At 63.7% G+C, this 26518-nt stretch carries 25 protein-coding genes; 5 read left to right on the top strand and 20 right to left on the bottom strand.

The genetic code is table 11. The features are described from left to right. Positions 1–12: 12 nt before the first annotated feature. The 3 genes from AC1DSF_RS10345 to coxB are packed head-to-tail and all read right to left on the bottom strand — an operon-like array spanning position 13 to position 3610. Complete coding sequence (locus AC1DSF_RS10345; protein WP_478182791.1) at positions 13–360, bottom strand: hypothetical protein; 348 nt, start codon at positions 358–360, stop codon at positions 13–15. Beyond that, complete coding sequence (gene ctaD, locus AC1DSF_RS10350; protein WP_478124656.1) at positions 357–2894, bottom strand: cytochrome c oxidase subunit I; 2538 nt, start codon at positions 2892–2894, stop codon at positions 357–359. Before ctaD ends, AC1DSF_RS10345 begins: the two co-directional genes overlap by 4 nt. Beyond that, on the bottom strand, positions 2891–3610 hold the full coding sequence (gene coxB / locus AC1DSF_RS10355; protein ID WP_478124657.1) for a cytochrome c oxidase subunit II: 720 nt from the start codon (positions 3608–3610) through the stop codon (positions 2891–2893). Before coxB ends, ctaD begins: the two co-directional genes overlap by 4 nt. Positions 3611–3646: 36 nt before the next feature. Here coxB and AC1DSF_RS10360 point away from each other — a divergent pair, with 36 nt between their 5' ends. Then, a complete protein-coding gene (locus AC1DSF_RS10360; RefSeq protein WP_478124658.1) occupies positions 3647–4195 on the top strand; it encodes a DUF2231 domain-containing protein in 549 nt (182 codons plus the stop codon). On the opposite strand, the gene AC1DSF_RS10365 is transcribed toward AC1DSF_RS10360, so the two are convergent. The 15 genes from AC1DSF_RS10365 to AC1DSF_RS10435 form a co-directional block, all read right to left on the bottom strand. Continuing rightward, on the bottom strand, positions 4159–4671 hold the full coding sequence (locus tag AC1DSF_RS10365; protein WP_478124659.1) for a CopD family protein: 513 nt from the start codon (positions 4669–4671) through the stop codon (positions 4159–4161). The genes AC1DSF_RS10360 and AC1DSF_RS10365 overlap by 37 nt on opposite strands. Further along, a complete protein-coding gene (locus AC1DSF_RS10370; protein WP_478143878.1) occupies positions 4668–5408 on the bottom strand; it encodes a cytochrome c oxidase assembly protein in 741 nt (246 codons plus the stop codon). The genes AC1DSF_RS10365 and AC1DSF_RS10370 overlap by 4 nt, the downstream gene beginning before the upstream one ends. 174 nt (positions 5409–5582) lie before the next feature. Next, on the bottom strand, positions 5583–6263 hold the full coding sequence (locus AC1DSF_RS10375) for a Fe2+-dependent dioxygenase (protein WP_478124661.1): 681 nt from the start codon (positions 6261–6263) through the stop codon (positions 5583–5585). A gap of 95 nt (positions 6264–6358) precedes the next feature. Next, complete coding sequence (locus AC1DSF_RS10380; protein ID WP_478182792.1) at positions 6359–8686, bottom strand: catecholate siderophore receptor Fiu; 2328 nt, start codon at positions 8684–8686, stop codon at positions 6359–6361. 218 nt (positions 8687–8904) lie between these two features. After that, the gene (locus AC1DSF_RS10385; protein WP_478182793.1) at positions 8905–10272 is read right to left on the bottom strand and encodes a sulfite reductase subunit alpha; all 1368 of its coding nucleotides are present in this window, start codon (positions 10270–10272) and stop codon (positions 8905–8907) included. Continuing rightward, positions 10269–11177: an FAD:protein FMN transferase gene (locus AC1DSF_RS10390; RefSeq protein ID WP_478182794.1), complete on the bottom strand. Its 909-nt coding sequence runs from the start codon at positions 11175–11177 to the stop codon at positions 10269–10271. The genes AC1DSF_RS10385 and AC1DSF_RS10390 overlap by 4 nt, the downstream gene beginning before the upstream one ends. Positions 11178–11314: 137 nt before the next feature. Beyond that, positions 11315–12118, bottom strand: coding sequence for a DUF4198 domain-containing protein (locus AC1DSF_RS10395; protein ID WP_478182795.1), 804 nt, complete (start codon positions 12116–12118; stop codon positions 11315–11317). A 29-nt stretch (positions 12119–12147) separates the two neighbouring features. Further along, positions 12148–12666, bottom strand: a complete 519-nt coding sequence (locus tag AC1DSF_RS10400) for a DUF2271 domain-containing protein (RefSeq protein WP_478182796.1) — start codon at positions 12664–12666, stop codon at positions 12148–12150. Between the two features lie 18 nt (positions 12667–12684). After that, positions 12685–13338: a PepSY-associated TM helix domain-containing protein gene (locus tag AC1DSF_RS10405; protein ID WP_478124666.1), complete on the bottom strand. Its 654-nt coding sequence runs from the start codon at positions 13336–13338 to the stop codon at positions 12685–12687. A 217-nt stretch (positions 13339–13555) separates the two neighbouring features. Continuing rightward, entirely contained in the window at positions 13556–14119 is a 564-nt protein-coding gene (locus AC1DSF_RS10410; RefSeq protein WP_478143884.1) for a methyltransferase family protein, read from the bottom strand. Positions 14120–14173: 54 nt separating this feature from the next. After that, a complete protein-coding gene (locus tag AC1DSF_RS10415; protein WP_478182797.1) occupies positions 14174–14761 on the bottom strand; it encodes a VOC family protein in 588 nt (195 codons plus the stop codon). Between the two features lie 103 nt (positions 14762–14864). Further along, the gene (locus tag AC1DSF_RS10420; protein ID WP_478182798.1) at positions 14865–16700 is read right to left on the bottom strand and encodes a tannase/feruloyl esterase family alpha/beta hydrolase; all 1836 of its coding nucleotides are present in this window, start codon (positions 16698–16700) and stop codon (positions 14865–14867) included. A 133-nt stretch (positions 16701–16833) separates the two neighbouring features. Continuing rightward, on the bottom strand, positions 16834–17889 hold the full coding sequence (locus AC1DSF_RS10425; RefSeq protein ID WP_478124670.1) for an adenylate/guanylate cyclase domain-containing protein: 1056 nt from the start codon (positions 17887–17889) through the stop codon (positions 16834–16836). Beyond that, the gene (locus tag AC1DSF_RS10430; RefSeq protein WP_478143886.1) at positions 17882–18223 is read right to left on the bottom strand and encodes an Hpt domain-containing protein; all 342 of its coding nucleotides are present in this window, start codon (positions 18221–18223) and stop codon (positions 17882–17884) included. Before AC1DSF_RS10430 ends, AC1DSF_RS10425 begins: the two co-directional genes overlap by 8 nt. A gap of 1 nt (position 18224) precedes the next feature. Beyond that, positions 18225–21389: a hybrid sensor histidine kinase/response regulator gene (locus AC1DSF_RS10435; protein ID WP_478182799.1), complete on the bottom strand. Its 3165-nt coding sequence runs from the start codon at positions 21387–21389 to the stop codon at positions 18225–18227. A 130-nt stretch (positions 21390–21519) separates the two neighbouring features. Between AC1DSF_RS10435 and AC1DSF_RS10440 the strand changes: the two genes are divergently transcribed. From AC1DSF_RS10440 to AC1DSF_RS10455, 4 genes are all read left to right on the top strand, one after another. Continuing rightward, a complete protein-coding gene (locus AC1DSF_RS10440; protein WP_478182800.1) occupies positions 21520–22398 on the top strand; it encodes an RNA polymerase sigma-70 factor in 879 nt (292 codons plus the stop codon). A 113-nt stretch (positions 22399–22511) separates the two neighbouring features. After that, entirely contained in the window at positions 22512–22991 is a 480-nt protein-coding gene (locus tag AC1DSF_RS10445; protein WP_478143889.1) for a carboxymuconolactone decarboxylase family protein, read from the top strand. 107 nt (positions 22992–23098) lie between these two features. Then, positions 23099–24181, top strand: coding sequence for a 3-phosphoserine/phosphohydroxythreonine transaminase (gene serC / locus AC1DSF_RS10450; protein ID WP_478124675.1), 1083 nt, complete (start codon positions 23099–23101; stop codon positions 24179–24181). Beyond that, positions 24174–25361, top strand: a complete 1188-nt coding sequence (locus tag AC1DSF_RS10455) for a phosphoglycerate dehydrogenase (protein WP_478124676.1) — start codon at positions 24174–24176, stop codon at positions 25359–25361. Before serC ends, AC1DSF_RS10455 begins: the two co-directional genes overlap by 8 nt. A 21-nt stretch (positions 25362–25382) precedes the next feature. Here the strand turns inward: AC1DSF_RS10455 and AC1DSF_RS10460 are convergent, their stop codons facing one another. Next, positions 25383–25562, bottom strand: a complete 180-nt coding sequence (locus AC1DSF_RS10460; protein WP_478124677.1) for a DUF3563 family protein — start codon at positions 25560–25562, stop codon at positions 25383–25385. 119 nt (positions 25563–25681) lie between these two features. Further along, positions 25682–26473, bottom strand: coding sequence for a hydroxyacylglutathione hydrolase (locus AC1DSF_RS10465; RefSeq protein WP_478124678.1), 792 nt, complete (start codon positions 26471–26473; stop codon positions 25682–25684). Between the last annotated feature and the right edge of the window lie 45 nt (positions 26474–26518).

Genomic DNA, 26518 nt, shown 5'->3' on the forward strand with positions numbered 1-26518 from the left:
CGACGCGTCAGATCAAATGCATGTCCTGAGAAGCAGCGGCGGCCCCAGCGCGAGCACTGCGCTGGCAAAGGCCACGATGGTCGACCACACGATCACGTCGTGCAGGAAGCTACCAGTCTTGCCAGCGTCTGCATTCGGTGTCTGCCTGGCGAACTTCAGCCACATCCAGCCGATGACGAGCAGGTGCGCGATGAACACGATGACGAGGCTCCAGCGGAGCACGGCTGTCGGCCAGCCGAAGGCACATCCGACCGCATGAAGCGCATAGAGTACCGACAGCGCAAGACACCACACACCGAAGCCGCCCGCAAGCCACCAGATGCGTCGGGGCGGCACGATCGCGCTGGTGGCGGCGTTCATGGGCGGGCCCCGAGTACGGTCACCAGTGAGGGCAAGGCAAGCACGAGTCCCACCGCGATGATGCCCGTGACCAGCGTGTAGCCAACCCAGAGTTGCGTCAGACGCAGGTCGCTCGAACGGCGCTGCGAAATGTAGCCATTGCGCACACGCTGGAAGTTGCTGAAGAGAAACAGCAGTCCGGCGCCGGCATGAAAGGCGACGTAGCCCAGGAGCACCGATGCCGTCGCCCCGAGCGCATGCTCTCGCGGGCTCGGAGTCACGCCCAGGATCATCTGCACGATGGCTGCAACGGCAGCGATCAGCGCAATCGCGGTGAGGCCCATCCAGGCTGATGCCTTGCCGCTGGCGGCCACCACTTTGAGCGAGCCGCGTGTCGAGACTGCCGCAATGACAAGCGACACGATGGCGCCGAATGCAAGACTCCAGCTGGGTGTCGGCGGCGTCATCTTCTGCCAGTCCCCGCCCGCCAGCCAGAGATAGAAGGTGCCAAAAATGAGCGATGTGAACAGCGTGCCGTTCGCGAAGAGGGCGCAGATCATCGCGAGGTAGGACGGCGTGCTGGCGACCTCGGTGTGCGGCGGCACTTCGACGCCGAGCCCGACTGGCAACGGCCCGTGGTCGCGCGACAGCCCCGCGCGACTGCCCGCATGGACGAACAGTCCGAAGGTGACGAGCGCCAACACGAGCGACAGCCAGTAAGCCTTGAACAGGAAGCCCAGGACCACGCCGCCGGTGACGATCGCCGTGACCAGCGGCAGGTAGGTGGGATTGGGCAGGACGATCACCTGATCCGGCTTGCCGCTGGTGATGTGGACACCCAGCGTCTCTTGCCATCCGTTGCGCGCAAAGCCGAGGTAGCCCTCGCCGCGCGCCAGCGACAAGGCTAGCTCGCCCCTTGGCACGCTGTCGGTCTGTGGACCCGCGTGCGGAATTGAGGCGAACGCATACGACGCCGGCGGCAGCGCCATGGCCCATTCGAAAGTCGCTGCCTTCCAGGGGTCTCGCCGCACGCGGCGTCCGAAGCGCAACTGCACGACAAGATCGATAAGGAGCAGGCCGAAGCCGATCGTCATCACGAACCCCCCGACGGATGACAACAGGTTCAGCCAGTTCCAGCCTTCGTCGCCGCGGTAGGTATAGACGCGCCGCGGCATGCCGAGCAGGCCCGTCAGGTGCATCAGGAAGAAGGTCATGTTGAAGCCGATGAAGATCAGCCAGAACGCGGGCACGGCCAATCGATGCACGGCCGTGCGCCCGGTGACCAGAGGCAGCCAGTAGTAGATCGCGGCCATCATCGGAAACGCGAGCGCTCCTGCCACCACGTAGTGCATGTGCGCGACGACGAAGTAAGTGTCATGCGCCTGCCAGTCGAAGGGCACCATCGCGAGCATCACGCCGGTCAACCCGCCCATCGCGAAGATGAAGAAGAAGCCGAAGATGTAGAGCATCGGCACGCCCCAGCGCGGCTTGCCGTGCGACAGCGTCGCGAGCCACGCGAAGACCTGCACGGCGGTGGGTACGGCGACGATGGCGGAGCCGGCCGAGAAGAAGGCGAGCGCGAGATGCGGAATGCCCACGGTGAACATGTGATGCACCCAGATGCCGAAGCTCAGGAATGCCAGCGCGATGATGGCGACCACGATCGCGCGATATCCGACCAACTGCCGGTTGGCAAAGACCGGGATCATCGTCGACAGCACACCGGCCATCGGCAGGAAGATGATGTAGACGTCCGGATGGCCGAACAGCCAGAACAGGTGCTGCCAAAGCAGTGAGTCGCCGCCGCGCGTGGGGTCGAAGAAGGGCATACCGAAGGCGCGCTCGAGTTCGAGCAGGATCGAACCGAGGATGAGCGGCGGGAAGGCGACGATCATCATCAGCGCCGTCACAAGGATGTACCAGCCGAAAATCGGCATGCGGTCGAGCGACATGCCCGGTGCGCGCATCTTCAGGATCGAGACTGTGATCTCCACCGCGAGCGACAGCGCGGAGATCTCCACGAAGGTGATGCCGAGCAGCCAGATGTCCGCATTGACGCCCGGCGAATAGACGTTTGAACTGAGCGGCGTGTACATGAACCATCCGCCATTGGGCGCGATGCCCAGCACCAGTGACACCGTGATGATCGACGCGCCGAAGAGATAGCACCAATAGCCGTAGGCGGTCAGCCGCGGAAATGCGAAATCGCGCGTGCCGAGGATCTTCGGCGTCAGGTAGACCGCGAAGCTCTCCACCATCGGAATGGCAAACAGGAACAGCATCATCGATCCGTGGACCGTGAAGACCTGGTTGTAGGTCTCGGGGTCGAGGAAGCCCGAATGCGGCGTCGCCAACTGCACGCGCGTCAGCATGCCCAGCACGCCCGCGATGAGGAAGAACGTGAAGGACGTGAGGAACATCCGTTTGCCGATGACCGAGTGGTTCACGGCGGCAAGCCGCTGCCAGCCAGGACCTGTGGCCCATATCCGGTTCAACTGGCGGTGCAGCCGGAGTGCGTGTGCACCTTCGGGTTGCGAACTGACGGGTCCACTCATTTCTTCGCCTCCGGTGCTTCGAGCGCCTGTGTCAGGGCCGCGGAGAAGTCCTCCGGTCGATGGACGATGACGACGAACCGCATGCCGGCGTGGCCCAGCCCGCAGAACTCGTCGCAGGTTCCTTCGTAGCGGCCGGGGTGGTCGGCCTGGATGCGCAGCCTGTTGGTCCGGCCCGGCACCGCGTCGATCTTGCCCGCGAAGCGCGGAACCCAGAAGGCGTGGATCACGTCTTTGCTCGTCACCGCCATGTCGACGGGTTGGCCGGCAGGCAGAAGCAGGACGTTGCGTGTCTCGGCGCCGCCGTGCTCCGGATAGCGAAACGTCCAGGCCCATTGCGCCGCCACCGCCTCGATGCGCTGCTGCGGCGCGCTGCCGGGCAGGGGCAGCAAGCGTTCGCCGGTCACGAGCCCATAAGCCAGCAACGGCAGCAGGACGCAAGCGGGCAGCACGAGTCCGCCGAGGACGATCCACCGCATCGGAGAGACGCCGGAGCCCCAGCCCGGACGCCTGAACACCTGGATGAAGATCCCGATGACGAGAAGGAAGAGAACGGCCGAGCCGATCAGCATCACCCACCAGAGCGTCGCGATCGAAGCGGCAGCCGGTCCGGAGGGATCGAGCGCCGACAACGGCCCGGTGCAACCAGACAACGCGGACAACGCCGCCAACGATCCGGCTTGGAGCACCGCGCGCAAGACGCTACGATGGCCGCCCATTGACTGCGTCGGCGTCCGATGCAAAGGAGAAGAAGCATGGCGAGCCATAGCGACGGAGTTAGCGACGGAGTTCTCGGCAAGACTGCCGACAGGGCTGCTTCTTCGCAGAGCGAAGTCCTGCTTGAACTGCAGCGGCTCGATGTCGGCTCTGCCGTCGCGGTGATCGGGCACCCGATCCACGTGATGCTGGTGCATTTTCCGGTGGCGTTCATCGTCGCGACACTCGGTGTCGACGTCTTCTACTGGTGGTCCGCCGATGCCTTCTGGCTGCGCGCGGGCATCTGGGCGTCGGGCATGGCGTTCTGGAGCGGCGTGGGCGCGAGCATCGTCGGCACCGGTGAGCTTCTGCTTGTCCGCGGAATTCGGCTGCACGAGGCAAGCTGGTCGCACGCCATCGCTGCGATGACCTTGGTTGCCATCGCAGGCGCAAGCTGGGGACTGCGATTGACCGATCCCGCATCGGTCTTGCCGCACGGTCTCGTGCTGTCGGCAATCGCCTCGGTCATGGTCGGCTTCGCCGGCTGGCATGGCGGCAAGCTGGTGTTCGATCATGGCATCGGCATCCTGGTGTCGCCGAAGGACTGATGCCACAGCCGTGAAAGGCCGCCGGGCTCGAACAGGTGCGCGGCGAACATGTTCGAGTCGATGTGAGGCTTGGCCAGCACGACCCAGAGGATGGCGGCGATCAGCACGACATAGGCGACGGTGAGCGCCACGAATGAGAAGCGGCCGAAATGGCCCCTGGGCATGAACAACTGGTGCATGACCAGCCCGGCCACCACGTGCAGCATCGCCATGAGACTGACCAGCACCATCTTGATGGTGAACCATTCGACGAAGGTCGCCTGCAGGAAGATCAGCGCCGTGCCAGTGCCGATAGCAATGAACGCGGCGGGCGAAGTCATCTCCACATACACCAGGCGCGTGATGCGGTGCAGGCGGTCGAGGTCTCCGCTCGCCGTCAGAGCTTTGCGCTGCCAGAAGAGGAAGGGCAGGACGATCAGTCCGCCCGACCAGACCGCGATCGCCGCAAGATGAGCGAACTTGAGGAACGTCGTCACAGGGCGGGCTCGCTCGGTCGAAGGCTGGACCATGCGAGCCAGAGCCCCACGCCCAGATAGGGCAGCATCGCGGGGACCCACATCAACAGCCCCGCAAGCTGCTGGTCGGCGATCGGAGTGAACCCCCAGGACACTGCGCTTGCGATGTGTACCGGGTAGAGGGGCACCGAGGCGAAGACGATCAGCGCGCCGAGAAGACCCATTTGCGCGATGGTGGCGACCAGTGCCATCAGCGCGGGGCCCGTCGGAGTCGATGCCGAAAACACGCCGCGCCACAGCAGCCACCCGGTGCCGAGCAGCGAAACCTGCATCAGCCAATAGGACGGCACGCTGGCAAGCCCCCATGCATAGGGCCCGGGTGCGTGCCAGAGCCACAGCACGATGGTGTGGGCAGCGACGAGCATCGCCAGCGGCGGAGTACCCGCGCGTGGCAGCGGAAAGGCCCGCGCCAGCAGCGGCGCAACGACAGTGACGAGCAGCATGTGGTGGAACACCCGCGCCGAGAACAATGCCGATGACAACGCGCAGAGTGGAGACACGAAGACAATGAACATCAGCGCGAGCGCACTCCAGCCCGCACGCGCGTCGGACGATTTGCCTCGGGCAACGGCCACTGACAACGCGATGAGCGCTGCCAGCAGCAGTGGATCCGTATTCCAGCGCGTCCAAAGGTCCGAAGGGACCGGCGCAGGGCCGCAGTAGGCGATTGCGAAATCCAGCGTCACAAGACCACCCACAAGATCACCTTTCCCCCGTTCCCGGCCTTGCCCGTCATGCGGCGGCCGGCTTGAAGTGTTCGAAAGGATAGTAGCTGTCGAGCGAAGGCTCAAGCGCTGTACGAAGTGCTTGACAAATTTGCACCCGGTCGGCCGCGTGCGCGGTTCCGCACAACCGATGCCTTCAGCAGAACCTCACACCTCGGACCACATCCGCAGCAGGTTGTGATACTGCCCCGTGAGCGCCACAGTCTCCTCGCACTCGCCCACTCTCGCCCGCAGCTTCTGGATCACTTGATCGAGTTCGAACAGCATGCCTCTTTGTCGATCGTCGCGGATCATGCTCTGGAGCCAGAAGAACGAGCAGATGCGCTCGCCCCGCGTGACAGGATGGACACGATGAAGGCTCGTGGAGGGATAGAGGATCAGGTCCCCGGCAGGAAGCTTGACTTCATGCGTTCCGTAGGTGTCGACCACCTCGAGTTCGCCGCCTTCGTAGTCCTCCGGATCGCAGAGGAACAGCGTGCAGGAAAGATCGGTACGCAGCGGCTGGCCAGTGCCGGGCACCGTTCGCACCGATCCGTCGACGTGCAGTCCATAGTGCTCGCCGCCTTCGTAGCGATTGAACATCGGCGGCACGAAGCGAAGCGGCAGCGCGGCAGAAAAGAAGAGCTGATTGCCGGCCAGCGCAGAGAGGATGGTCTTGCCCAATTCGCGGCCCACGGGCGATTGCTCGGGCAACTGGCGGTTGCGCTTCACGCGGGCGCCTTGCGCGCCGACGGATTCGCGCCCGTCCACCCAATCGGCTGCGTCGAGTGCGGCGCGGATCTCTCGAACCTGCTCTGCGCTCAGAACGTCGGGTACATGCAGCATCATTTCGCACACTCCTCACAATGAAAAAAGCCCCTGCCGCAAAGCAGGGGCCGAGTGTCGCATCCGGCTCGGCGCGAACTCGTCGATCTCGATGCGCGTCAGAACGCGAAGTTGGCCGTGATGCGTGCCGACCGCGGAATGCCCGGCGTGTAGCGATAGCCGCTCTTGTTAATGGCTGCCACGTATTCCTGGTCGAACAGGTTGTAGACGTTCAGCTGGAGCTCGACATTCTTGTTGATGCGGTAGGAAGCCATTGCATCGACCACCCAATAGGCATCGGCATACGCCGGCGTGCCGATGGCGCCATCGGTGCCGCGGCTGAGCTTGCCGTTGTAGCGTGCGCCACCGCCGATCGTCAGCCCGAAAGGCAGCTGGTAGCTGGTCCAGAGGGTGAACGCGTTCTTGGGCGTGTAGGTCAGCACGTTCTCGCCGCTGGCCGTGATGGCGGGGCCGCTCAGCACGCTGGTGTCCATGGTCGTGAAGCCGGCGCTGACGCCCCATGCGTCAGTGATGGCTCCTGCCGCGCCGAGTTCGATGCCCTGCACGCGCTTCTTGCCGGTCTGGTAGTACTGCAGCGAAGTCGGGTCCTGCACGACCTCGTTCTTGATCTCGGTACGGTAGAGCGCCGCAGTCAGCGCGAGCTTGTTGTTCAGCACGTCCCACTTGGTGCCGACCTCGTAGGTCGTGCCTTCCTGCGGCTGGAAGTCGATGCGCGACGCACTGTTGCCCGTGCCGCCCGCGGCCAGCGCAAAGTTGGCCCCGCCCGGCGGCTGTGCCGAGGTGCCCCATGCCGCGTAGATGCTTCCGTTTTCCGCCGGCTTGTAGACGACGCCCAGCTTGCCCGACCACAAGTCGTCGGAGGTCGACAGCGACGTGGGCACCAGAGTGCCGACCGGCAGCTTCGGGAAAGTGGTGGCGGTCGACAGCGTCGAGGCGCGATAGTCGGTGTTGTAGTGGTCGTAACGCACGCCGCCGGTCAACTGCCAACGCTCGCTCAGCTTGACGGTGTCGAACACATACAGGCCCACCGTATCCGTGGAGCCCACGCTGTCCGCGCCGCTGTAGGTCCGGCGAAAGCCGACGACATTCGGGTTGGGGTTGTAGAGGTTGGCCGCGGGCCAGGCGCCGGTGTTGAAGGGTGCGCCAGCGGCGGGAGTGACATTGGGGCCGAAGAATCCCAAGCTGGTCTGCTCTTCTCGGATCAACTCCAGGCCAGCGTTCATCGTGTGGCCGACGGATCCCGTGTTGAACTTCGCGGAGACGTTGGTCTGGTTGGTGAACAGCTCGTTCGTCTGGTCCTTGTTGGTGGGATTGCTCCGCGCGATGCTCCAGGTGTTCGGGTTGGCAACGACCGGCGTCAGGAGGTTCGCGGACGAACCCATGAACGACGTCAGCATGTAGTCCTGGGAGGTCTTGCCGTAGCGCGTGGTGTTGCGCAATATGACGTCAGGCGTGATGTTGTGTTCGACGCGCGCCGTGAACATGTCGGCCGTCACGTTGTTGAAGTCCGAAGTCGTGCCGTAGAAATTCGACGGATCCACAGGCGAGGCGAAGCTCAGGAACCCACGCTTCGGATCGGGACTCGTGTAGCCCGGCAGGCCGATGGTCGGCACACCGCCATCAGGAACGCCGCTCTGGTCCATGTGCAGATAGTTGAAGTAGAAGCGCGTCGGCGTGTTCAGCCCGATCGCGATCGACGGTGCAATGCCCCAGCGCTTGGTGGTGATCTCGTCGCGGCCGGCTACGCCGGAGTCGTCCATGACGGCATTCAGGCGAAACGCCGCACCAGAGCCGTCAGTGTTGGTGATGACCTTGTTCCAGTCGATGGTGCCCCGCTTATAGCTGCCGCTGCCAAATCCGACGGAACCCAGGAAGGCGTCTTCCATGTTCGGCTGCTTGGAGATCATGTTGATGTAGCCGGTGGGGGAGGTGCGTCCCACGTCGGTGCCCGATGGCCCCTTCACGACCTCGACCTGTTCGATGTTGAACACGTCGCGCGTGATCGAACCGAGGTCGCGAATGCCGTCGATGAAGATGCTGCTCGAAGCATCGAAGCCGCGCATGTAGATGGCATCGCCAGTGGTGGTGTTGCCGTTCTCTCCGAGATAGAAAGCGCCGGCCCCCGGCGTGTTGCGCAGGGCTTCAGACAGTGTCGTGGCGCCTTGCTCCCGCATCAGCACCTGCGGAATGATCTGGACCGTCTGCGGCGTGTCGACGAGCGGCGCCGTGAACTTGGGGCTGGCCGAATTGTCGACCTTCAGTTCAGTCGCGGGAGTGTCGGCGACGACGCGAACTTCCTTGAGAGTGTTCGTCGGGGTCTGCGCCGAGACGGGCAGTGCCAGTGCAAAAAGTGTGGCGGCCGTAGCGCTGCCCAGGGGGGGCAGGGCGCGTGCGACAGCATGCTTGCGGCTCTTGATGTAGGCCATGAATGTTCTCCGGAAAGGAAGGAATTGAGAACTTCACTGGCGGGTCCACGAGGGCGCCTTCTAGGCGTCTGGATTGGCTGGGTGAGTCGAATCGCGGTAGAGGCGAGTTCGTCCTAAATGATAATGACTCTCAACCGCAAATTAACTCGCTGTTCATCTTTGTGAAACAAATCGCCAGATTGCGGTGCATGCTGTTGCGGCGGAGCAACTTTGCGTGGTCAATAGACGTCGCGTCTGTAGCGATTCGTGCCGGCGAGTTCGCTCACTTGATCCGCCCCGAGAATCTGACGCAGGGCCGCATCCACGCCGGAAGCCATTCCCTGCATGCTCCCGCAGACGTAGATGGCGGCCCCGCGCCCGACGCATTCGCGCACATCGTCATGAGCCTGAAGCAACAGGTGCTGCACGTAGACCCGCTGGTCCTGATCGCGTGAAAAAGCCATGTCGAGGCGCCTCAGTACGCCGTCGCCGCGCCATCCCTCGATCTCTTCCTGGCAGAGAAAGTCGTGCTTCGCGTTGCGCTCGCCGAAGATCAGCCAGTTGTCTTTCTGACCGATTGCCGCCCTCGCGCGCAGATGACTGCGAAGACCGGCCAGGCCCGTCCCATTGCCGATTAGGATGAGAGGGCGCTCCCGGTTCTCGGCGAGCCTGAAATTGCGGTGCGGCCGGATTCGGAATTCCAGCGTGTCACCGATGGCAAGGGTCGAAGTCAATAGCCCAGAACCCGCGCCCAGGGTGCCGTCGGGATGCCGCTCCTGGCGAACCAGGAGTTGCAATGCACCGTCCGCCGGAATGGATGCGATGGAGTAATCACGAGGACGGCCAGGGTCCTTTGCAAGCGTGAGTTGTGCAATGTCGCCTGATTCCCATGTGGCTTCGGATGGGGCCAACGGTGAAAAACCCAGCTCGAACACAGGGGCGCCCGCGCTGCCCGGGTTCAAGAGCGTGCGTGCGGCGAGGCGCCAGCGAGTCGGCTGACCCGGCGGCGTTGCGGGCTGCACCGCAACCTCTTCAACGCCGCTGCACCGCGCTTTCCACGCGGCGATGGTGTCCGGATCTGCGTTGTCGACTTCGATCCTGTCGAAATGCCGAGTCGCACCCCGTGCGTGCAACCACTCGTCGAGCATGCGCCCGAACGCGCAGAAGTTGGCGTACTGGCGATCCCCCAGCGCAAGGACCGCGTAGCGCAGAGAAGGAAACTGGGCTGAAGACCCGATCACCTGCTCGGCGAACACACTGGCACCGTCGGGCGGGTCGCCTTCGCCATAGGTACTCGCGATGAAGAACGCTCGCCGTGCATTGCGCAGGACGTTGACGTCGGCCTTGTCGAGGGGCATCAGGCGCGCCGGCGTCCCGCTTTCATGAAGCCATCGCGCCGTTTGCCACGCCAGCGTTTCGGCATGGCCGGTCTGGGTTGCGAAAAGCACGAGTGCCGCTTCGCCGGCATCAGCGCCCGCAAATGCCGAAGCTGTTCGCGCATCGACGGTGCGCGCCCGGCGCTGCCGCCCATACACGGCAAGGCACAAAGTCGCGTAGGCGAGCACGATCGCGCACGCGGCAAGTGCTCGCAGGGTGGGTTCGCTCATGCGGCGCTCGCTCCGCCTGGCCAGAATTCGTTGGTTCGTTCGACATGACCTGTGGGGTCACGCAGCACGAACAATGCGGGGAGCTTGTGTTCCCGCGCAAAAGCGAACCCATCGTCAGGCCCCAGAACGGCAAGCACCGTCGCCAGTGCATCCGCCTGCATGCACTGCGAATGCAGCACCGAAACAGATGCCACTGTGTTGCACGAAGGTTCGCCCGAACGCGGATCGATCGTGTGCGACCACTGTCGCCCATGGCGATCGTGCACGTGCCAGCGGTCCCCGGTCGTGGCGATCGCCATGTCGGACAGCGCAATCCTCCGAGTCATTCCGACCGTCGATTCGATGACCACCTGCCATGGCTCGCCGCCCGGCCGCCGCCCGGCCGCCCGAAGCTCCCCTCCGATCTCGACCAGAAAATCGCGAAGGCCTATGCCATGCAAAGCGGCAGTGACGTGATCGACTGCGAACCCCTTCGCGATCCCGGAGAGGTCGAGCGCGCAATCCCCAGGCTGCACGATCGATGGGCGAGCTGTATCGAACATCATGCGTTGCCATCCGACGCGCGCTCGCGCCGCGGCAATGTGCGATGCATCAGGCAAAGCCGTCGACAACGATGCTTGCGAGCCGAATCCCCAGAGGGCGACGAGCGGCCCGATCGTCGGATCGAGGGCTCCGTCACTCGCGGATGCCCAGTGCATCGCACATGCAAGCACCTCGGCGAATTCCGCTCCAATGACGTGACGGCTGCCCTCGGGGGCGCGATTGAAGCGGCTGATCTCCGAATCGATCTCCCAAGTGCTCATCTGCGCAATCACGCGCTGCAAGGCAGCTTCCACGCTCGCCTGAATGGCAGCAAGCGGGATCATGGCGGGATTGTCGAAGCGCACGGACCACATCGTGCCCATGCTTCGACCAGCCAAGGTCTGAAGGCTGGAAGGGTCCGCCCGTCGCGGTGCGCCCGCATTCGCATAGCCGCCCGCGCGCCACGTGGCGAACGAAATGCGCTCTGCCGCCGGCTTCTCCGAAGGAGTCTCCGATGCGCTCAGGGCATCACTTCCAGGGTTGCGGCGTAAGTCAGACGCCGCTCTTTCGCTTGCGGTACCGAGGTCTTGCCGTCCTTGGTGGCCGCTTCGAGCCAATACATGCCCGCCTGCGGCCACGTCACGGCGAACTGCCCCTTGGCATCGGTCTTGATCGCAACTTCATCGACCTTGTCGCGATAGCGCGTATTGCCGGGCGTCACGTTGACCTCGACGTCTTTCGCGGGTTGACCGTCGATGTGCAGCACGAAGGTCGCCTTCTCGCCCTTGACCAGATCCGTCGGATAGGCCGCCACGAGCTCGAGCCCCTTGCCGATCGGCTTCAGCGTGCTGGGCTTGCCCACGGTCACGAAGGTCTCAATGCGTCCTGCCGATTGCGTGACCTCGACCTCCTGCGCGTCGGCCGGAATCTGGCCGGCGATGTTCTCCGGCGTGCCCCGGGCGCGCTTGGCCTGGCCGGTGGACTTGTCCTTCCAGCGCGCGAAGACGCCTTCATTGAGCACCGCAATGCGGTAGGTGCCGGGCTGCGCGAGGTTCAGGTCGAACACGCTTCGCAGCTTGCCCTTGTGCATGTTCTCCGCCGCCACCTTGCTGCCATCCGGCGCCGTGATGGCGAGATTGTCCAGTCCGAGCGGGTTGTGATTGAAGAAGAACAGATCGTTCGAGACGGCCGCATCAACCGTGATCCAGTCTCCTTTCGACAGAACCGTGCTCGACGGCAGCAACCACACGTTGTGTGCCTGGACGGCGGCTGCGCCGGCGGAAAGAGCAAGCGCAATGGCCGCAGTACGGATAGCAGTCTTCATGGTGAATCCCGTTGATGATGAATTGACGTTCAGGGCCGGAGTTCGAGCTTGACCTCGCCCAACTCGCTATTGCCTTTTGCGGCGGGCAAGTCGCCCTGTGGCGGCCACTGGAAGGGGATGCTCACGATCTCGCGTCCGCCCACTTCGCGCGCCGCTTCGACGTAGAGCTTGTATGCGCCAGGTGCGAGCTTGGGCAATGCGACGGACCCCTCTGTGAAGTTGAGTTGATGCTTGCCGGCCGGCCGCGTCGCGCTGCTCACGCCGTCGACCGGCATCTGCAATTCGCGTCCCGTGCGGCGCCACCACTGGCGCATGTCCTTGAGCCACTTGGTGCCTTCGCCCTCGGCGTTGCCCTTGTTCTTGACGTCGTACCAGACGGCCAGGGTGGTCGCGACGGATTGGTCGGGACGCTCGATCCACGCTGCGACATAGGGCCGGTGGTATTCGGCGACGTTGAGCCGCGGGACTTCGATGTTGAGCGAGAGGCCCGCCGCGAACGCCGGGGCGCCGAGCAGAGCGGCAAGGGCAATCGAATATCGAACTTGCACTGAATCTTTCTCCTGAAATCAATGAATGAACAGCAATGCGAGCAGCATCGGGATCACCAGGCCCATGCCGACCATCGGCCATGTCAAGGGCCGATTGCCCGCATGCATCTTGAGGATGAACAAACCAGTGACCGAGAACACCAGCGCCGCCGCGGCGAAGATGTCGATGAACCAACTCCAGGCCGTACCCGTGTTGCGGCCCTTGTGCAGGTCGTTCAAGTAGGAGAGCCAGCCGCGGTCCGTGCGCTCGTATTCGGCTTGGCCGTCGGCGAGGCTGAGTCTTAGCCAGGCATCGCCGCCCGGACGCGGCAGGGAGAGATAGATTTCTTCGTCCGACCATTCGGCTTCGCGGCCCGAAGTGTCGATCGACCATTGCCGCCGCACCCAAGCCTGAAGCTCCTCGGGCAATTCGGCTTTGCCTTTTTGCGCCTTCTGCGCCTTGACGGCGGCGGCTTGCTGCACGAGTGTTTCGCGCAATGCCGAATCGATGGTGCCCGCATGGCTTGTGATGCTGGGTTTTGCCTCGATGCTTGCCGCGTGGTTGAGCGTGAAGCCTGTGACCGCAAACAAGATCATCCCAATGAGACAGACCGCCGAACTGACCCAATGCCATTCATGCAGGGTCTTGAGCCAATAGGCGCGGCGACGGTTGTCGGGGGATGTGGCGATCATTTGAGGCGCCGATTCTAGACTCACAAATGAGAATGAATGTTATTCTCGCGAGCAGGCGAGGGCAACGCAAAGATCCCATGCCCGTGGGGAAACCCTTGCCCTGCCTGGACTTTCAGCTATGCCATTGATAGCAGGTGAAGTTTCGTAAAGGCGAGAAAACGGGCGGCGCATGTTGCGGGCCGGATGCGCCGGATCCGTTCGGCTGCCTACAAGAAAGCTACAGGACGAAGGGCACGAAGCGGCGCGTGCGTCGCATGTAGTCCTGGTAGGCCGCGCCGAAATGCGCGAGGCATTCCTTCTCTTCGCGGAAGGCGGTGACGACAAGAAGCGCCGTCGCCATCAGCGCCAGCCCGAGACCGGGCCAGGTGAATTGCTGCAGGAAGATGCCCCACGCCAGGCAGATCAGCGCGGTGTACATCGGGTGGCGAATGAATCGGAATGCACCGGCGGTGACCAGCGTCGTCGTCTTCTCGAATCCAAGCAGGGCTTTGTCCCTGCGCGTCTCGCTCGGCGTGCCGAGACGCCTCAAGAGAACGAAGGCGTGAAGCGGCAGCAACACGGAGGTCATGAAAAGCGCCTGCGCCACCAACTTGCCCGGGGTGAGCGGCGCATCACCCCAGACGGGCAAGTTGATCCAGATCAGCCCGAGGATGCACTCCCATGCAAAGAAGCGATAGAAGCCATGAGAGCGCGGCCGCAGGATCGCGCCCCGCGACAAGTAAAGGAGCGCGGAGCTCACGACCACGAAGGTGGGTCCGTAGGCTGCAAGTGGGAGCAGCATCCGCTTCGTCAGGCCAGCATTGGCAAGCTGTCACTCGGCCAATGAATTCATCGCTCAATCCGCAACCACCGGATGGCGCAATGGCGCCACCGGCAGATGCACCGTGCGATGCAGGAAAGCCGACTCCGGCTCGCCGGCGCGCAGGCGGGCGAGCATTTCATCGGGATCGAATTCCACGCCGATCGGGTTCTGCGCAAACCCCGGACCTTCCATGAATTCGGTGGCCTCTTCGTTGGTCGCGTAGGCGTCGACCTGAAACTCCATTCGGTTGCCGTCAGGGTCCCCGTAATACATCGACACCGTGATGCCGTGATGCAGGCACCAGTACGGCAGGATGCCGAGCTCCTTCAGTTGGGCGTAGTTCTCCGCAAGCTCACGCAATGAACCGTAGGTGTAGGCCACATGGTCGACGCCGACAAGATCCTGCCGGCGTCGGGGTCCATCGGGCTCGAACACCGACAGGTTGATGAAGGCGACGCGGTGATGCTCATCGTCGTAGGTGACGAAGGCAATCGCCGGGTTGCGATGCCGGACCGTGGCGTCAAACACGGTCTGGTACCAGCGGATCATCTCGTCGAAGCGATAGGTCCGGTAAACCACGTGAACGAACTTCGCGGGACGAATGCGGGGTGTTGCTGTCATGTCGGCTCCCATTCGGCTGCTGCCGAAGCCGATCGGGACACTAGCATTTTCAGACGGACCCCGCCAGTCTCCTATTTCAGTTCAACACAGGTTCAAGACAACTTCAGGAACAGTTGTACGAACTTGCCGCACTCGGATCGGTGCCCACGAAGTTGGCCTTGGTCGGATACATGCAGATCGGCCGTGAAGTCGTCTTCGCGCCGCCCGTGGTCACCTGCGAGGTGATGTCGAGCCTGCTTGGCGGCTGACCCTGTTCCACCCACGCCGTCAGCGCGAGATACAGCTGGTCGAGAGTTGGAAGCGGCGGATTCGCGGCAGGGTTGGTCGTGCCATTTGTGAAACCGTGCGCCATGCCCGGAACGAGGAAGAGCCTGTAGAAGTTCTTGACGATCGTGTCGCCGCCCATCTTCGTGGTCAACCTGTTGTAGTAGTTGAGCGTGCCCTGCGGCGGAATGAGCGTGTCCGACAGCCCGTGATAGACCAGCATCTTGCCGCCCCGCGCCGCGAATTCGGCGAGATTGTTGTCGTCGGTGTTGATGTTGGCGAACTGGGGCTGGAGTGCCACGCCGCGGTCGTATGCATTGGACAAGTCGATGTACGACAAGCCCTTCCAACCGTCAGCGCCATTGCCCGTCGCGTTGACGAAGTTGGTCGACGCAATCGTCGGGTTCTGCAGCTCGAGGGCCACCATGTCGGATGCGATGGTGAAGGGCGTCGGGCCTGCAAGCCCTGAGACGTTGGTGCCTCGCGTGAGGCCATACCAGCGCTGGCTGCCCTGCGGTTCAAGCGCGAAGCCGTTGTCGGTCGAAGGCGAGGGCACGGAACCGTCAGCCGTCTGGCCGTACCAGATCTTGTTCATGGCGACGGCCTGTTGTTGCGTGACGCAGCTGTCAGCTGGCGCGCCGCCTCCGCTCGATGCGCAGATCACGCTCGCGTCCTGCGTCGGATCGTAGCGGCACTGCGAGGGATCGGGGACGTAGCCCAGATGCTGGTTGCCGACGACGTCGCATGCATTGATGGCGGCATTGCCGAGCAATGCAATCTGCGCTGTCGTGAGCGGAACGCCACCCAGGTCGCGCTGATAGACGATCTGCGGATACAGCTCGGATGTGATGAACTTCGACCAGTTGATCGCCGGCGCGCCGGCCAGGATGCCGTCGAAGTCCTTCGGATTGGCCTGTGCCTCTTTATGGCCCTGGCGACCGCCGGTCGAGAAGCCGTCCCAGTACGCGTACTTGGCCGCAGTGCCGTAGTAGGCCTGCGTCAGCGCCTTGGTCTTCACCGCCATTTCGTGAATGGCCCGCTCGGAGAAGTCGCTCCACAACACTGTGTTGATCGTTCCGTCGGGATTCATCGCGAAGGAGCCGCCATTCGCTGTGTTGGCATGCCCGGTGTCGGTGCTTGCGGATACGGCACCCTCGACCATGGCGGTCGTCGCGGGTGAGCCGGACGAGCCGCCGGTGGTGCCGGCCAGTGCCGTCGTCGAAGCCTGCACGCCGCCGGCCCAGCCGCCGCCGCCCTTGACGTGGATTCGATGATTCCACTTGCCTTCACTCGGCAACCAGATCTCGATGCCGATTCCGGACGAAGTCGAAGGCGCACCCGCCGGCCCCGGATTGCCAGGGCCGACAAGCAGCTTGACCACACACACATCGCTCGTTGCCGTCGGTGTCGTTGCGGTCGATGCCCCAGAGAGCAAGAGCGGATCGCCCGCCTTGAACGGCTTCACCAGAAGAACCTGCGTCAGGCTGTCCGGCGTGAAGCGCGTCTTCATGGTGTCGTCACAAACGAGCTTGGACTGCCCAGGCGGCGTGATGGGAAAAAACCCGCCCCCGCCGTGACCCCCGCCACCGCACGCGGCGAGCGTGCCCGCCACGGCAAAAAGCCCGAGCCGGCCGAGTGTCGCTGTCGACGACTTGAACGCGCATTGCATGAGCATGATGTCCCCTCTTGGTGTGTTGGCTGCGGAGTGCAGCTTCAATGTTCCTAGAGGTTCATGCGCTAACGTTGCTTGCGTCGTCGTAGGAATCTACCCATCCGCACCGAGGCGAACGGCCTACAACACGGCAACGTCACGCCATCGGCTGTGCGGTGCCCACTGCATACACCTCCACCGGCGCTGCCTTGCCGCGAAACGTCGCCGGCCCGAGGTGCTCGAAATCGATGCGTCCATTGATCGCGGCGCTCGTCGTCGGATCGATCAGGATCGGCCGCTTCGCGATTTTGGTGTGCTCTTCCAGGCGCGCGGCAAGATTGACGGTGTCGCCGATGCAGGTGTAGGTCGCGCGCTGCTGCGTGCCGGTGTAGCCCGCCACCATCTCGCCTGTCGCAATGCCGATGCCGATGCGGATCGCGGGCTTCGGCGTTGCGATTCGGTCGACGTTCAACAACTCGATCATCTCGATCATGTCCAGGGCCGCAAGCACCGCGGCCTCGCCGTGGTCGGGCAGCGGCAGCGGCGCACCGAAGATCGCCATCAAGCCGTCGCCGATCATCTGGTTGACCACGCCGCCGTGGCCATTGATGGCGTCGAACATCAGCGTGTAGTAGGTATTGAGCAGTTCGATCGTCTCTTCGGGCGGCTGTGATTCGACCAGCGACGTGAACCCGCGGATGTCGCAGAACATCACCGTCCCCTGCACGCGCCGCCCCCCCAACGCAAAGCCCGATTGCTGCAAGTCCTGCGCAACTTCGGAGGTCGCGAAGCGGCGCACCATTTCCTTCTGCTGGTCGCGCAGGCGCTTCTTCTCCAGGCTGGCGCTGATGCGGGCCTTCAGCAACACCGGATTGATCGGCTTGTGCAGGTAGTCCTCGGCACCGAGCTCGATGCAACGCACGATGTTCGCCAAGCCTTCGAGCGAGGAGGTCACGATCACGGGAATGTCACGCAGCTTGGGGTCGGCAGTCAGTTGCTCCAGCACCTGAAAGCCGTCCATCTCGGGCATCTCGATGTCCAGCAGCAGCAGATCGAAGGACTGACGGCGCAGCAGTTCGAGTGCGACGCGCCCGTTCTCGGCGCAGTCGACCCCATGCCCGTGCTGTTCGAGGCTGCGAGTCAGCAGCAGGCGGTTGACCTTGTTGTCGTCCACCACCAGAAGCCGGGCGGGCGCATGGCGCAGGTCAACCATGGCTCAACTCCGCGAGTGTCGTGGCGACGCGCGCGTACTCCTGTTCCAGCGCGTCCAGGGTGTTCGGACTCGCGCTCGCTGCGAATCCATTCAACTCCAGCTCGCGCGACATTCCGCCGAGCCTGAGCGCGCCGAAGGTCATGCTGTTCGACTTGAGCGAATGGGCTGCTCGCCGAAACGTATTGGCGTCTTCGGCGGCCAGCGAATCGCGCAGTTCCTGGAGCATGGCCGGGGCTTCTTCCAGGAACGTCTGAACCAGCTCCTCGATGAAGTCGGCCCCCGCGGTTTCCTTCAGTTCGTTGAAAGTCCCAAGATCGATGGTTGCATCGCTCATGTCATCGTTCCCTGCGCGTCGGTACGCTGTTCAATGCTTCAATGAGCCGATCGACGCGGATCGGCTTTGTCAGGTAGTCGTCCATGCCTGCCTCCATGCACATCTCGCGATCGCCTTGCATCGCATTGGCCGTCATGGCCACGATGCGCGGTCGTTGCCCGGGCTCCAGCAGCGCGCAGATCTGGCGCGTCGCATCCAGCCCATCGAGTTCGGGCATCTGCACGTCCATCAGCACGACGTCGTAGGTTTGGCGCTGCACCGACTCCACAGCCTCGATGCCGTTGGAAGCGAGGTCTGCCCTGTAGCCCATCTGCTGCAGCAGGCGCATCGCAAGCTTCTGGTTCACCGCGTTGTCCTCGGCAAGCAGGATGCGCAGTGGATGCCGCTCCGCCATGGAGGGATCGATCTGTGCCTTGGCCTTGGCGATTGCCGGTGGCCTTGCGGCAGTGTCATGCGCGAGCAGGCTGACCAAGGTATCAAACAGATGGGATTGGCGAATCGGCTTGGCCAGGAAGGCCCTGAACATTGATTCGGCATCACCTACCTCGCGACGGCCCACCGAACTGAAGAGCACCAGCGGCAAGGTGGCGTGAAGGGTTCGGATCCGCCGCGCCAACTCGACTCCGTCCATGTCCGGCATGTGCATGTCGAGGATCGCGAGATCGAAAGGCTTGCCTTCCTGCAGCCAGTGCAGGGCCTCGGCGGGAGAATCCGTTTCGCGTGTCTCCATGCCCCAATGGCCCGCCTGCAATGAAAGCACGCGGCGGTTTGTCGCGTTGTCGTCGACCACGAGCAATCGCTTGCCGCGCAGCTCTGCCTGCACGCCCGAGAAATCGCGGCTCCGAGTCGGCGGCAGTTGTGCCGTCGGTACTTCGATGGTGAAGAAGAAGGTCGAGCCGCTGCCCATGCCGGCGCTTTCGGCCCACATGCGCCCGCCCATGAGTTCGGCCAGACGCTTGCTGATCGCCAGGCCAAGGCCGGTGCCGCCGTACTTGCGCGTCGTGCTGGAGTCCGCCTGCGAGAAGGACTTGAACAGCCGTCCCATGCCCTCTGGAGTGAGGCCGATGCCGGTATCGCGCACTGCAAAGGTCAGGGTCACCTTGCCCGAGGGCGCTGGCTGCGCACTGACTGTCAACACCACCTCACCGGCATGGGTGAACTTCACCGCGTTGCTCAGCAAGTTCAGCAGGATCTGCCGCAGGCGCGCCAGGTCGCCGCTCACTGCGGCGGGCACGTCGCCCTCGAAGACGTAGGCTGTATCGAGGTTCTTCTCGGTCGCGCGCGAGCTTACCAGGTCGAGCGCTGATTCCACGCAATCGCGCAGGTCGAACGGATGCGACTCGATGTCCATGCGGCCGGCCTCGATCTTCGAGTAGTCGAGGATCTCATTGATGATCGTCAGCAGTGCATCGCCCGAATCGCGAATCGTCGCGACGTAGTCCTGCTGGTCCGCGTCCAGCTTCGTTTCGAGCAGCAGGCCGCTCATGCCGATCACGGCATTCATCGGCGTGCGGATCTCATGGCTCATCGTCGCGAGGAAGGCACTCTTGGCTTCGTTCGCAGCCTCGGCCGCCGCGCGCGCCTCCTGGGTCTGCTTGAACAATGCCGCATTCTGGATCGCAATCACGGCCTGGTCCGCAAAGGTCTTCAGCAGCTTGATTTCTTTCTCGCTGAAGGGGCCCGGCGGCTGGCGATTGACGTGGATTGAGCCGATATTCCGGCCCTCCCAGATCAAGGGGGCGACGATGATCGCGTAGTTGCCCATCTGTTCGGCCACTTCGCGCATGAAGACCGGGGCCTTCGGGTCGGCGAGCACGTCCGGAAGATGAAAGACTTCGACGCCCACCATCGGAGAGCCCATGGCTTCCGTAAGGACCGGCCGCGGATAGTGGCGCTCCAATGCCTCGCGCGCGGAGCCCCGGTGGGCGCCCAGGTGCACCAGGCCGTCGTCCCCGAGCAGCGAGATCCCCAACTGGTGACCGGAAAACAGGTGTTCGCAGCTCTCCAGGATCTTCTCGAAGACAGGCTGCGCGTCTTCCATCGAGCTGCCGATGACCTGAAGCACTTCGGCCATCGCGGTCTGTCGATGGAGCGCTTCCTGGGTTTCATCAAAGAGACGGGCGTTTTCCAGCGCGATGCCCATGCTCGCCGCCACTGTTTCGAGGAGCTGGATCTCGCTGCGGCCGAAAGCATATTCGCGCTCATGGTTCTGCAGGCCGATCACGCCGAGAACGCGGTCGCTTCCGATGATCGGCACGCCGACGACCGAATGGGCCCAATCGGTGCCAGGCGTCGGCCGCAGGCCGGCCTGAACCTGCTCCTCACGCGTGTTTGCCACGCGAACCTTGCGCTCGTGCAGGATGGTCGCCACGGTTTCGTCAGGCTTCAGCGGCCGTGCCGGCAGCAGCGGGAGCGGGCGATTGTGCTCATAGCGGTACAGCGCCTGGACGTAGTTGGTCCGGTCGTCCCACCACATGATGGCCACGTTGCCGGAGTCGAACATCTCTCGCAGCTTGTCGCCCACCATCCGGATGACCGCGAGGAATTCCATGCGGGCCACCATGCCCCGCTGGATGCTGTTCACGAAGGTCAGTTCGCCGGCGCGTTGCGCGAGCTCGGCCGTTCGCTCTGTCAGTTGATGTTGAAGGCTCTCGCGCTCGCGGATGGCGGCGAGTGCCGCGGCCGCCTGTTGCGCGAGGAGGGCGATCCGATCGCGGTCCGCCTCATCGAAGCGGCCGGCCGTGCCTTCGACATCGGTGTAGAGATAGCCCATTGGCGTGTGCTGCGCCATCAGCGGAGCGATCACGCACGAGCGCTGCGCCTTCGGTTCGGCACCGTCCGGCCCATGCCGCAGGCTCGCAGAATTCCCGTGGACGGCTTCCGTCAGCCAAGGGCGGATGGCATCGAGCAGCCCGGCCGGATCTTCGCCTCCGGGAAGGATCGAGCCGGCAACGTTCGGTCCCGCCCCCGCCTCCAGTACCAGCAGCACGCGCTGAGCGCCGCTGAGATCGGCCGCCTCGTCCACCAGCAGCGCATGCACCTCCGCCTCGGTGCGCAGCGCGTTGAAAGCCAGCCCGCTGCGCACCAGCCGCTCGAATGGCTCGCGCATCGCCGTTACCGCGCGCGGTGCATGCACAGTCAGTGGTCGGGAACGGGGCTCTGCCATGGGGCGTTTGACTCCTTTGACTCCTGAATCGATGCGCGGGCGGCGCACACCGCGTGGAGTCTAGCGGCGAAGCGAATTCAACAAAGCCGGCCTTGTCACAAAATCGCCCTGGCCAACGTATTGAGGAAATATGGACGATCCGACCCGCACTTTCGACCAACTTCGCGCCCGCCTCCAGGGCATCGCCTACCGCATGCTCGGCTCCGTGGCCGAGGCCGAAGAGGTGGTTCAGGATGCCTGGCTGCGCTGGCATGAAGCCGATCACACGGAGCTCGACAGCGCCGAGGCTTGGCTGGTCACCGTCACCACGCGGCTGTCGATCGATCGCCTTCGCACCGCCAAGTCGCGGCGGGAGCACTATGTCGGGATCTGGCTGCCCGAGCCGGTGCTGACCGACTCGCCCCCGACGCCCGACCAGTTGCTCGAACGCGCGGACGAGGTGTCGGTGGCCTTTCTGATGCTGCTGGAGCGGCTCTCGCCGGAAGGCCGGGCGGCCTTCTTGCTTCGGGAGGTGTTCGACGCCGACTACGCCGATCTCTCGCGCATGATCGGCAAGAGCGAAGCGGCCTGCCGCCAACTGGTGCATCGCGCGAAGGCGCAGATCCGCGACGAGCGGCCCCGCTACGATGTTTCACCGGACATGCATGAGCGCCTGCTGCGCGACTTCGCGGCGGCGGCGACGGGGGGCAACCTCGCGACGCTGAAATCGATGCTGTCGGAAGACGCAGAGCTCATCGGAGACGGCGGCGGCAAGGTGCCGAGCTTCGGCAGGCCGGTCGTGGGAGGCCAGCGGATCGCGCAGTTGTACTTTGCCGTGCAGCGACGTTTCGGAGAGGGCCAGCGCGTCGAGCTGGCGCGGGTCAACGGCGAGCTGGGGCTCCTGCGCTTCATCGGCGGCGAACTGGAATCCGTGCAGACCTACGAGACCGACGGCAAGCGCATCGTGCGCATCCACGTGCAGCGCAACCCTGACAAGCTGGCGCGGCTGGCAACGCTTTTGGCGCGTTGATGTCACAAGGCGCGGGGCTCGAACGTCTTCAGGGGGTGGACGCCAATTTCATCACCCGAGGCTCGCATCATCGAACGGCGTGCATGCGCGATGCCTCACCCATCGGAGCAATCATGAGCCAACGCATCAATCCCTGGCAGCAGTCCCCTGAGCTGGTCAAGAAGTTCCAGGAGTTCAGCAGTCAGCTGAAAGACTGTGCGGTCGAACAGTCGATCCGCGACCTCGTGCACATCCGTGCCTCGCAGATCAACGGCTGTGGCTTCTGCCTCGACATGCACGTCAAGGAAGCCCGCTTGCACGGAGAGCGCGAACTGCGCATTCATCATCTGCCCATCTGGCGTGAGTCGGCGCTGTTCTCAGCGCGTGAGCGCGCCGCGCTGGCATGGACCGAGGTGCTGACGCGCCTGCCGGAGCACGGCGTGCCGGACGACATCTTCGACAGCGTTCGGACGCAGTTCTCGGAAAAGGAACTGTCAGACCTGAGCTTCGTGGTCATGGAAATCAACGGGTGGAACCGGCTGAGCATCGGGTTCAGGAATGTCCCTGGTTCCGCCGACAAGGCTTTCGGGTTGGACAAGGCGCAGCTGAACTGATCCTGCGCGCAAGCCGGGCGGGCCGGCAGGCCGGCCCGTGGACTCTTGTGGAAGGTGCGGCGATGCGCTACCGTCCTGCACGCTGCTTCCTTCCTGGAGATCGCCCGATGACCCGTGTCTTCAACTTCAGCGCCGGTCCCGCGACGCTGCCCGAATCGGTGTTGCGCCAAGCGGCCGACGAGATGCTCGACTGGCACGGCAGCGGGATGTCGGTGATGGAGATGAGCCACCGCGGCAAGGAATTCATCGCGATCCACGCGGAGGCTGAAAGGCTGCTGCGCGAGCTCCTGGAAGTGCCTTCGAACTACAAGGTGCTCTTCATGCAGGGCGGCGCGATCGGCGAGAACGCCATCGTGCCCATGAACATGCTGCGCGGTCGTGCAAGCGCTGACTACATCGACACGGGCGAATGGTCGAAGAAGTCGATCAAGGAAGCGAAGAAGTACGGCAAGGTCAATGTGGCCGCCAGCAGCGAGGCGGGCGGCTACACCAGCGTGCCTCCGCGGGAGAGCTGGAAACTCGACCGCGACGCCGCCTACGTCCATATCTGCTCGAACGAGACCATCGGCGGGGTCGAGTACCACTGGACGCCCGACACTGGCGAAGTGCCGCTGGTGGCGGACATGTCGAGCAACTTCATGTCGCGCCCGGTCGACGTCAGCCGCTACGGGCTGATCTATGGAGGCGCGCAGAAGAACGTCGGTCCGGCCGGCGTCACACTTGTGATCGTGCGCGACGACCTCATCGGCCAGGCGCTGCCGATCACGCCTTCGGCCTTCGACTACAAGATCCAGTCGGACAACGACTCGATGTTCAACACGCCGCCGACGTATGCGATCTATATCGCGGGCCTGATGTTCAACTGGATCAAGGCGCAAGGCGGCCTGACGGCCATGGAGACGCACAACCGCAAAAAGGCGGCGGTGCTCTACGACTATCTCGAGACCACGTCCTTCTTCTACAACCCGGTGGCGCGCGAAGACCGTTCGCTGATGAACGTGCCCTTCAAGTTGCGCGACGAGTCGCTGGACGGCGCTTTCCTGAAGGGGGCCGAAGCACGCGGCATGGTGCAGCTCAAGGGGCATCGCTCAGTCGGCGGCATGCGGGCGTCGATCTACAACGCGATGCCGATCGAAGGCGTGTCCGCGCTGGTGGCCTACATGAAGGAGTTCGAGGCAAGCCATGGCTGAGCGCCTGAGGATCCTGGTGCTCAACCAGATCTCGGCGAAAGGGCTGGCACGCTTGCCGGAGTCGCGCTACAGGGTGAGCGCGGACTTGGCGGCGCCCGACGCGGTGCTGGTCCGCTCAGCCGACATGCACGCGATGGAGATCCCCACCAGTGTGCGCGCCATCGCACGCGCCGGAGCCGGCACGAACAACATTCCGGTCAAGGAAATGAGTGCGCGTGGCGTGCCAGTGTTCAATGCGCCGGGTGCCAATGCCAATGCGGTGAAGGAACTGGTGCTGGCTGGCATGCTGATGGCGGCGCGCCACTTGTCGGGCGCGTTGCGCTTCGTCGACCAGCTGGATGCGAGTCGGGCCGATCTCGATCGGACCGTCGAGCACGGCAAGAGCGCGTTTGCCGGTTATGAGCTGGCCGGCCATACGCTGGGCATCGTCGGTCTGGGGAAGGTGGGATGCCTGGTCGCAGACGCCGCGATCAGGCTGGGGATGAACGTCCTCGGCTTCGATCCGGAGATCACGGTTGACGCGGCATGGAGCCTGCCGTCGCAGGTCAAACGCGCCGGCAGCGTATCGGAGGTGCTGCGCAACGCGCACTTCGTGACATTGCATGTGCCGCTGATGGAGTCGACGCGCAATCTGGTGAACGCCGACAACCTTGGCCTGATGCGGCCCGGGACCGTGCTGCTGAATTTTTCGCGCGACGGCGTGGTCGGCAACGAAGCGGTGCTGGCGTCGCTCGAGGCCGGGCACCTGGCGACTTACGTGTGCGACTTTCCAAGTGCGGTGCTGCACCACCACAAGCGGGTTGTGTGCTTGCCGCACCTGGGCGCATGCACCCGCGAAGCCGAAGAGAACTGCGCCATCATGGTCGCCGATCAGCTCTGCGATTTCCTCGAGAACGGCAACATCGCGAATGCGGTGAATTTCCCGAGCGTGAGCATGGCGCGCGAATCACCTGATCGTGTGGCGATATCAAACGCCAACGTGCCCAACATGCTGGGGCAGATCTCCACAGCCATGGCGCGCGCCGGACTCAATATTCACAACATGGTGAACAAGTCGCGTGGCGACATGGCCTATACGCTGGTCGACGTGGACAGCGCAGTGAGCGAGTCAGTGCTGGCCGACATCGGATCGATCGACGGCGTGCTGTCGGTGCGGTATTTGCCGCACGTGGCCGGCTAAGACCAAGAGGGCTTGAGCCCTTCAGTTCGAGTGGCGGAGATGAAACGGCTGCTGGCTGTCGCGATGGCGATGGTCGAGTTGACGCATGCGGCGCTCCAGGTCATAGATGTCGACGGATCCGGCGAGATAGCTCTCGTCGATTTCGCGCTGAAGCTGAAAGCGACGTTGAAGTGCGGTGAGTGCACGGTGAAGCAATGTCATGGCGGTACCTTGGATGGACGCCAAAATATAAGGGTTTTCCCTATCTTCTGCCGTCGACTCCGCCAGACCCGAGTCGCGCGAGGGGGTAAGCGCTGGCCGTGTGCTTCACCCCGTCCGCTTCACCATTTGTCGCGCAACGCGCGCAGCTTCACGAACACCGTCTTGGCATCGGGCTGCTCGGGCAAATCCGGAAATTGCTCTCGCAAAGCGGCAATGACGCTGGGGCTGGCGAGGCGCATGAAGGTGTTGAACTGCTTCTCCTCGCCCAGCGTCGTGACACGCGCCGTTGCCGGATCGTGCCCGGCGACTTCGGGCAGCAGCGACTTGGCCGCTGCATTGTCCGGCTCGCGGGCAAGCGTGAATCGCAGGTTGTTCTCGATGTAGTCATGGCCCGGATACACGCGCGTGTCGGCAGGCAGCCTCGCCAGTTGGTCGACGAAGGTGCTGTAGAGCGCCTCCGGGTTGCCACCGTTGTGGCAGTTGCCCGCACCGGCATTGAACAGCGTATCTCCTGAAAACAGCGCCGGCTGATCCGTGTGAGAGCGCAGACAGATGTGGCACATCGTGTGGCCGGGCGTGTCCATGCACTCGAGTTCGACGGTCTTGCCAACCTTGATCACGTCGCCGGCCTGAACGCCGCGGTCCACACCCGTGATGCGGCTGCCGGCCCGGTGGTGCGCGATCACCTTGGCGCCCGTGGCCGCAACCACGGCTGCATTGCCTCCGGTGTGATCGTGGTGCTCGTGCGTGTTGAGGATCTGCGTGATCTGCCAGCCCTTTGCCTTCGCGGTGGACAGGCATTTTTCATGGTCCAGCGGATCGATTGCCAGTGCTTCGCCGCTTTCCGGGCACGCGATCAGATAGTTGTAGTTGCGGTAGGCATTACCGGTCCAGATGCGCTCGACGATCATCAATGACTCCGATAGGCGAGGGATGGGGCGACCATTGTAGGAACG

It is taken from the genome of Variovorax sp. 01N429, from assembly GCF_056399425.1.

Bases quoted from the DNA above. Each gene is read 5' to 3' on its own strand.
- AC1DSF_RS10345 (WP_478182791.1), bottom strand. From the start codon at position 360: ATGAACGCCGCCACCAGCGCGATCGTGCCGCCCCGACGCATCTGGTGG.
- ctaD (WP_478124656.1), bottom strand. From the start codon at position 2,894: ATGAGTGGACCCGTCAGTTCGCAACCCGAAGGTGCACACGCACTCCGG.
- coxB (WP_478124657.1), bottom strand. From the start codon at position 3,610: ATGGGCGGCCATCGTAGCGTCTTGCGCGCGGTGCTCCAAGCCGGATCG.
- AC1DSF_RS10360 (WP_478124658.1), top strand. From the start codon at position 3,647: ATGGCGAGCCATAGCGACGGAGTTAGCGACGGAGTTCTCGGCAAGACT.
- AC1DSF_RS10375 (WP_478124661.1), bottom strand. From the start codon at position 6,263: ATGATGCTGCATGTACCCGACGTTCTGAGCGCAGAGCAGGTTCGAGAG.
- AC1DSF_RS10380 (WP_478182792.1), bottom strand. From the start codon at position 8,686: ATGGCCTACATCAAGAGCCGCAAGCATGCTGTCGCACGCGCCCTGCCC.
- AC1DSF_RS10385 (WP_478182793.1), bottom strand. From the start codon at position 10,272: ATGAGCGAACCCACCCTGCGAGCACTTGCCGCGTGCGCGATCGTGCTC.
- AC1DSF_RS10390 (WP_478182794.1), bottom strand. From the start codon at position 11,177: ATGGGCACGATGTGGTCCGTGCGCTTCGACAATCCCGCCATGATCCCG.
- AC1DSF_RS10395 (WP_478182795.1), bottom strand. From the start codon at position 12,118: ATGAAGACTGCTATCCGTACTGCGGCCATTGCGCTTGCTCTTTCCGCC.
- AC1DSF_RS10405 (WP_478124666.1), bottom strand. From the start codon at position 13,338: ATGATCGCCACATCCCCCGACAACCGTCGCCGCGCCTATTGGCTCAAG.
- AC1DSF_RS10410 (WP_478143884.1), bottom strand. From the start codon at position 14,119: ATGCTGCTCCCACTTGCAGCCTACGGACCCACCTTCGTGGTCGTGAGC.
- AC1DSF_RS10415 (WP_478182797.1), bottom strand. From the start codon at position 14,761: ATGACAGCAACACCCCGCATTCGTCCCGCGAAGTTCGTTCACGTGGTT.
- AC1DSF_RS10420 (WP_478182798.1), bottom strand. From the start codon at position 16,700: ATGCTCATGCAATGCGCGTTCAAGTCGTCGACAGCGACACTCGGCCGG.
- AC1DSF_RS10425 (WP_478124670.1), bottom strand. From the start codon at position 17,889: ATGGTTGACCTGCGCCATGCGCCCGCCCGGCTTCTGGTGGTGGACGAC.
- AC1DSF_RS10430 (WP_478143886.1), bottom strand. From the start codon at position 18,223: ATGAGCGATGCAACCATCGATCTTGGGACTTTCAACGAACTGAAGGAA.
- AC1DSF_RS10435 (WP_478182799.1), bottom strand. From the start codon at position 21,389: ATGGCAGAGCCCCGTTCCCGACCACTGACTGTGCATGCACCGCGCGCG.
- AC1DSF_RS10440 (WP_478182800.1), top strand. From the start codon at position 21,520: ATGGACGATCCGACCCGCACTTTCGACCAACTTCGCGCCCGCCTCCAG.
- AC1DSF_RS10445 (WP_478143889.1), top strand. From the start codon at position 22,512: ATGAGCCAACGCATCAATCCCTGGCAGCAGTCCCCTGAGCTGGTCAAG.
- serC (WP_478124675.1), top strand. From the start codon at position 23,099: ATGACCCGTGTCTTCAACTTCAGCGCCGGTCCCGCGACGCTGCCCGAA.
- AC1DSF_RS10455 (WP_478124676.1), top strand. From the start codon at position 24,174: ATGGCTGAGCGCCTGAGGATCCTGGTGCTCAACCAGATCTCGGCGAAA.
- AC1DSF_RS10460 (WP_478124677.1), bottom strand. From the start codon at position 25,562: ATGACATTGCTTCACCGTGCACTCACCGCACTTCAACGTCGCTTTCAG.
- AC1DSF_RS10465 (WP_478124678.1), bottom strand. From the start codon at position 26,473: ATGATCGTCGAGCGCATCTGGACCGGTAATGCCTACCGCAACTACAAC.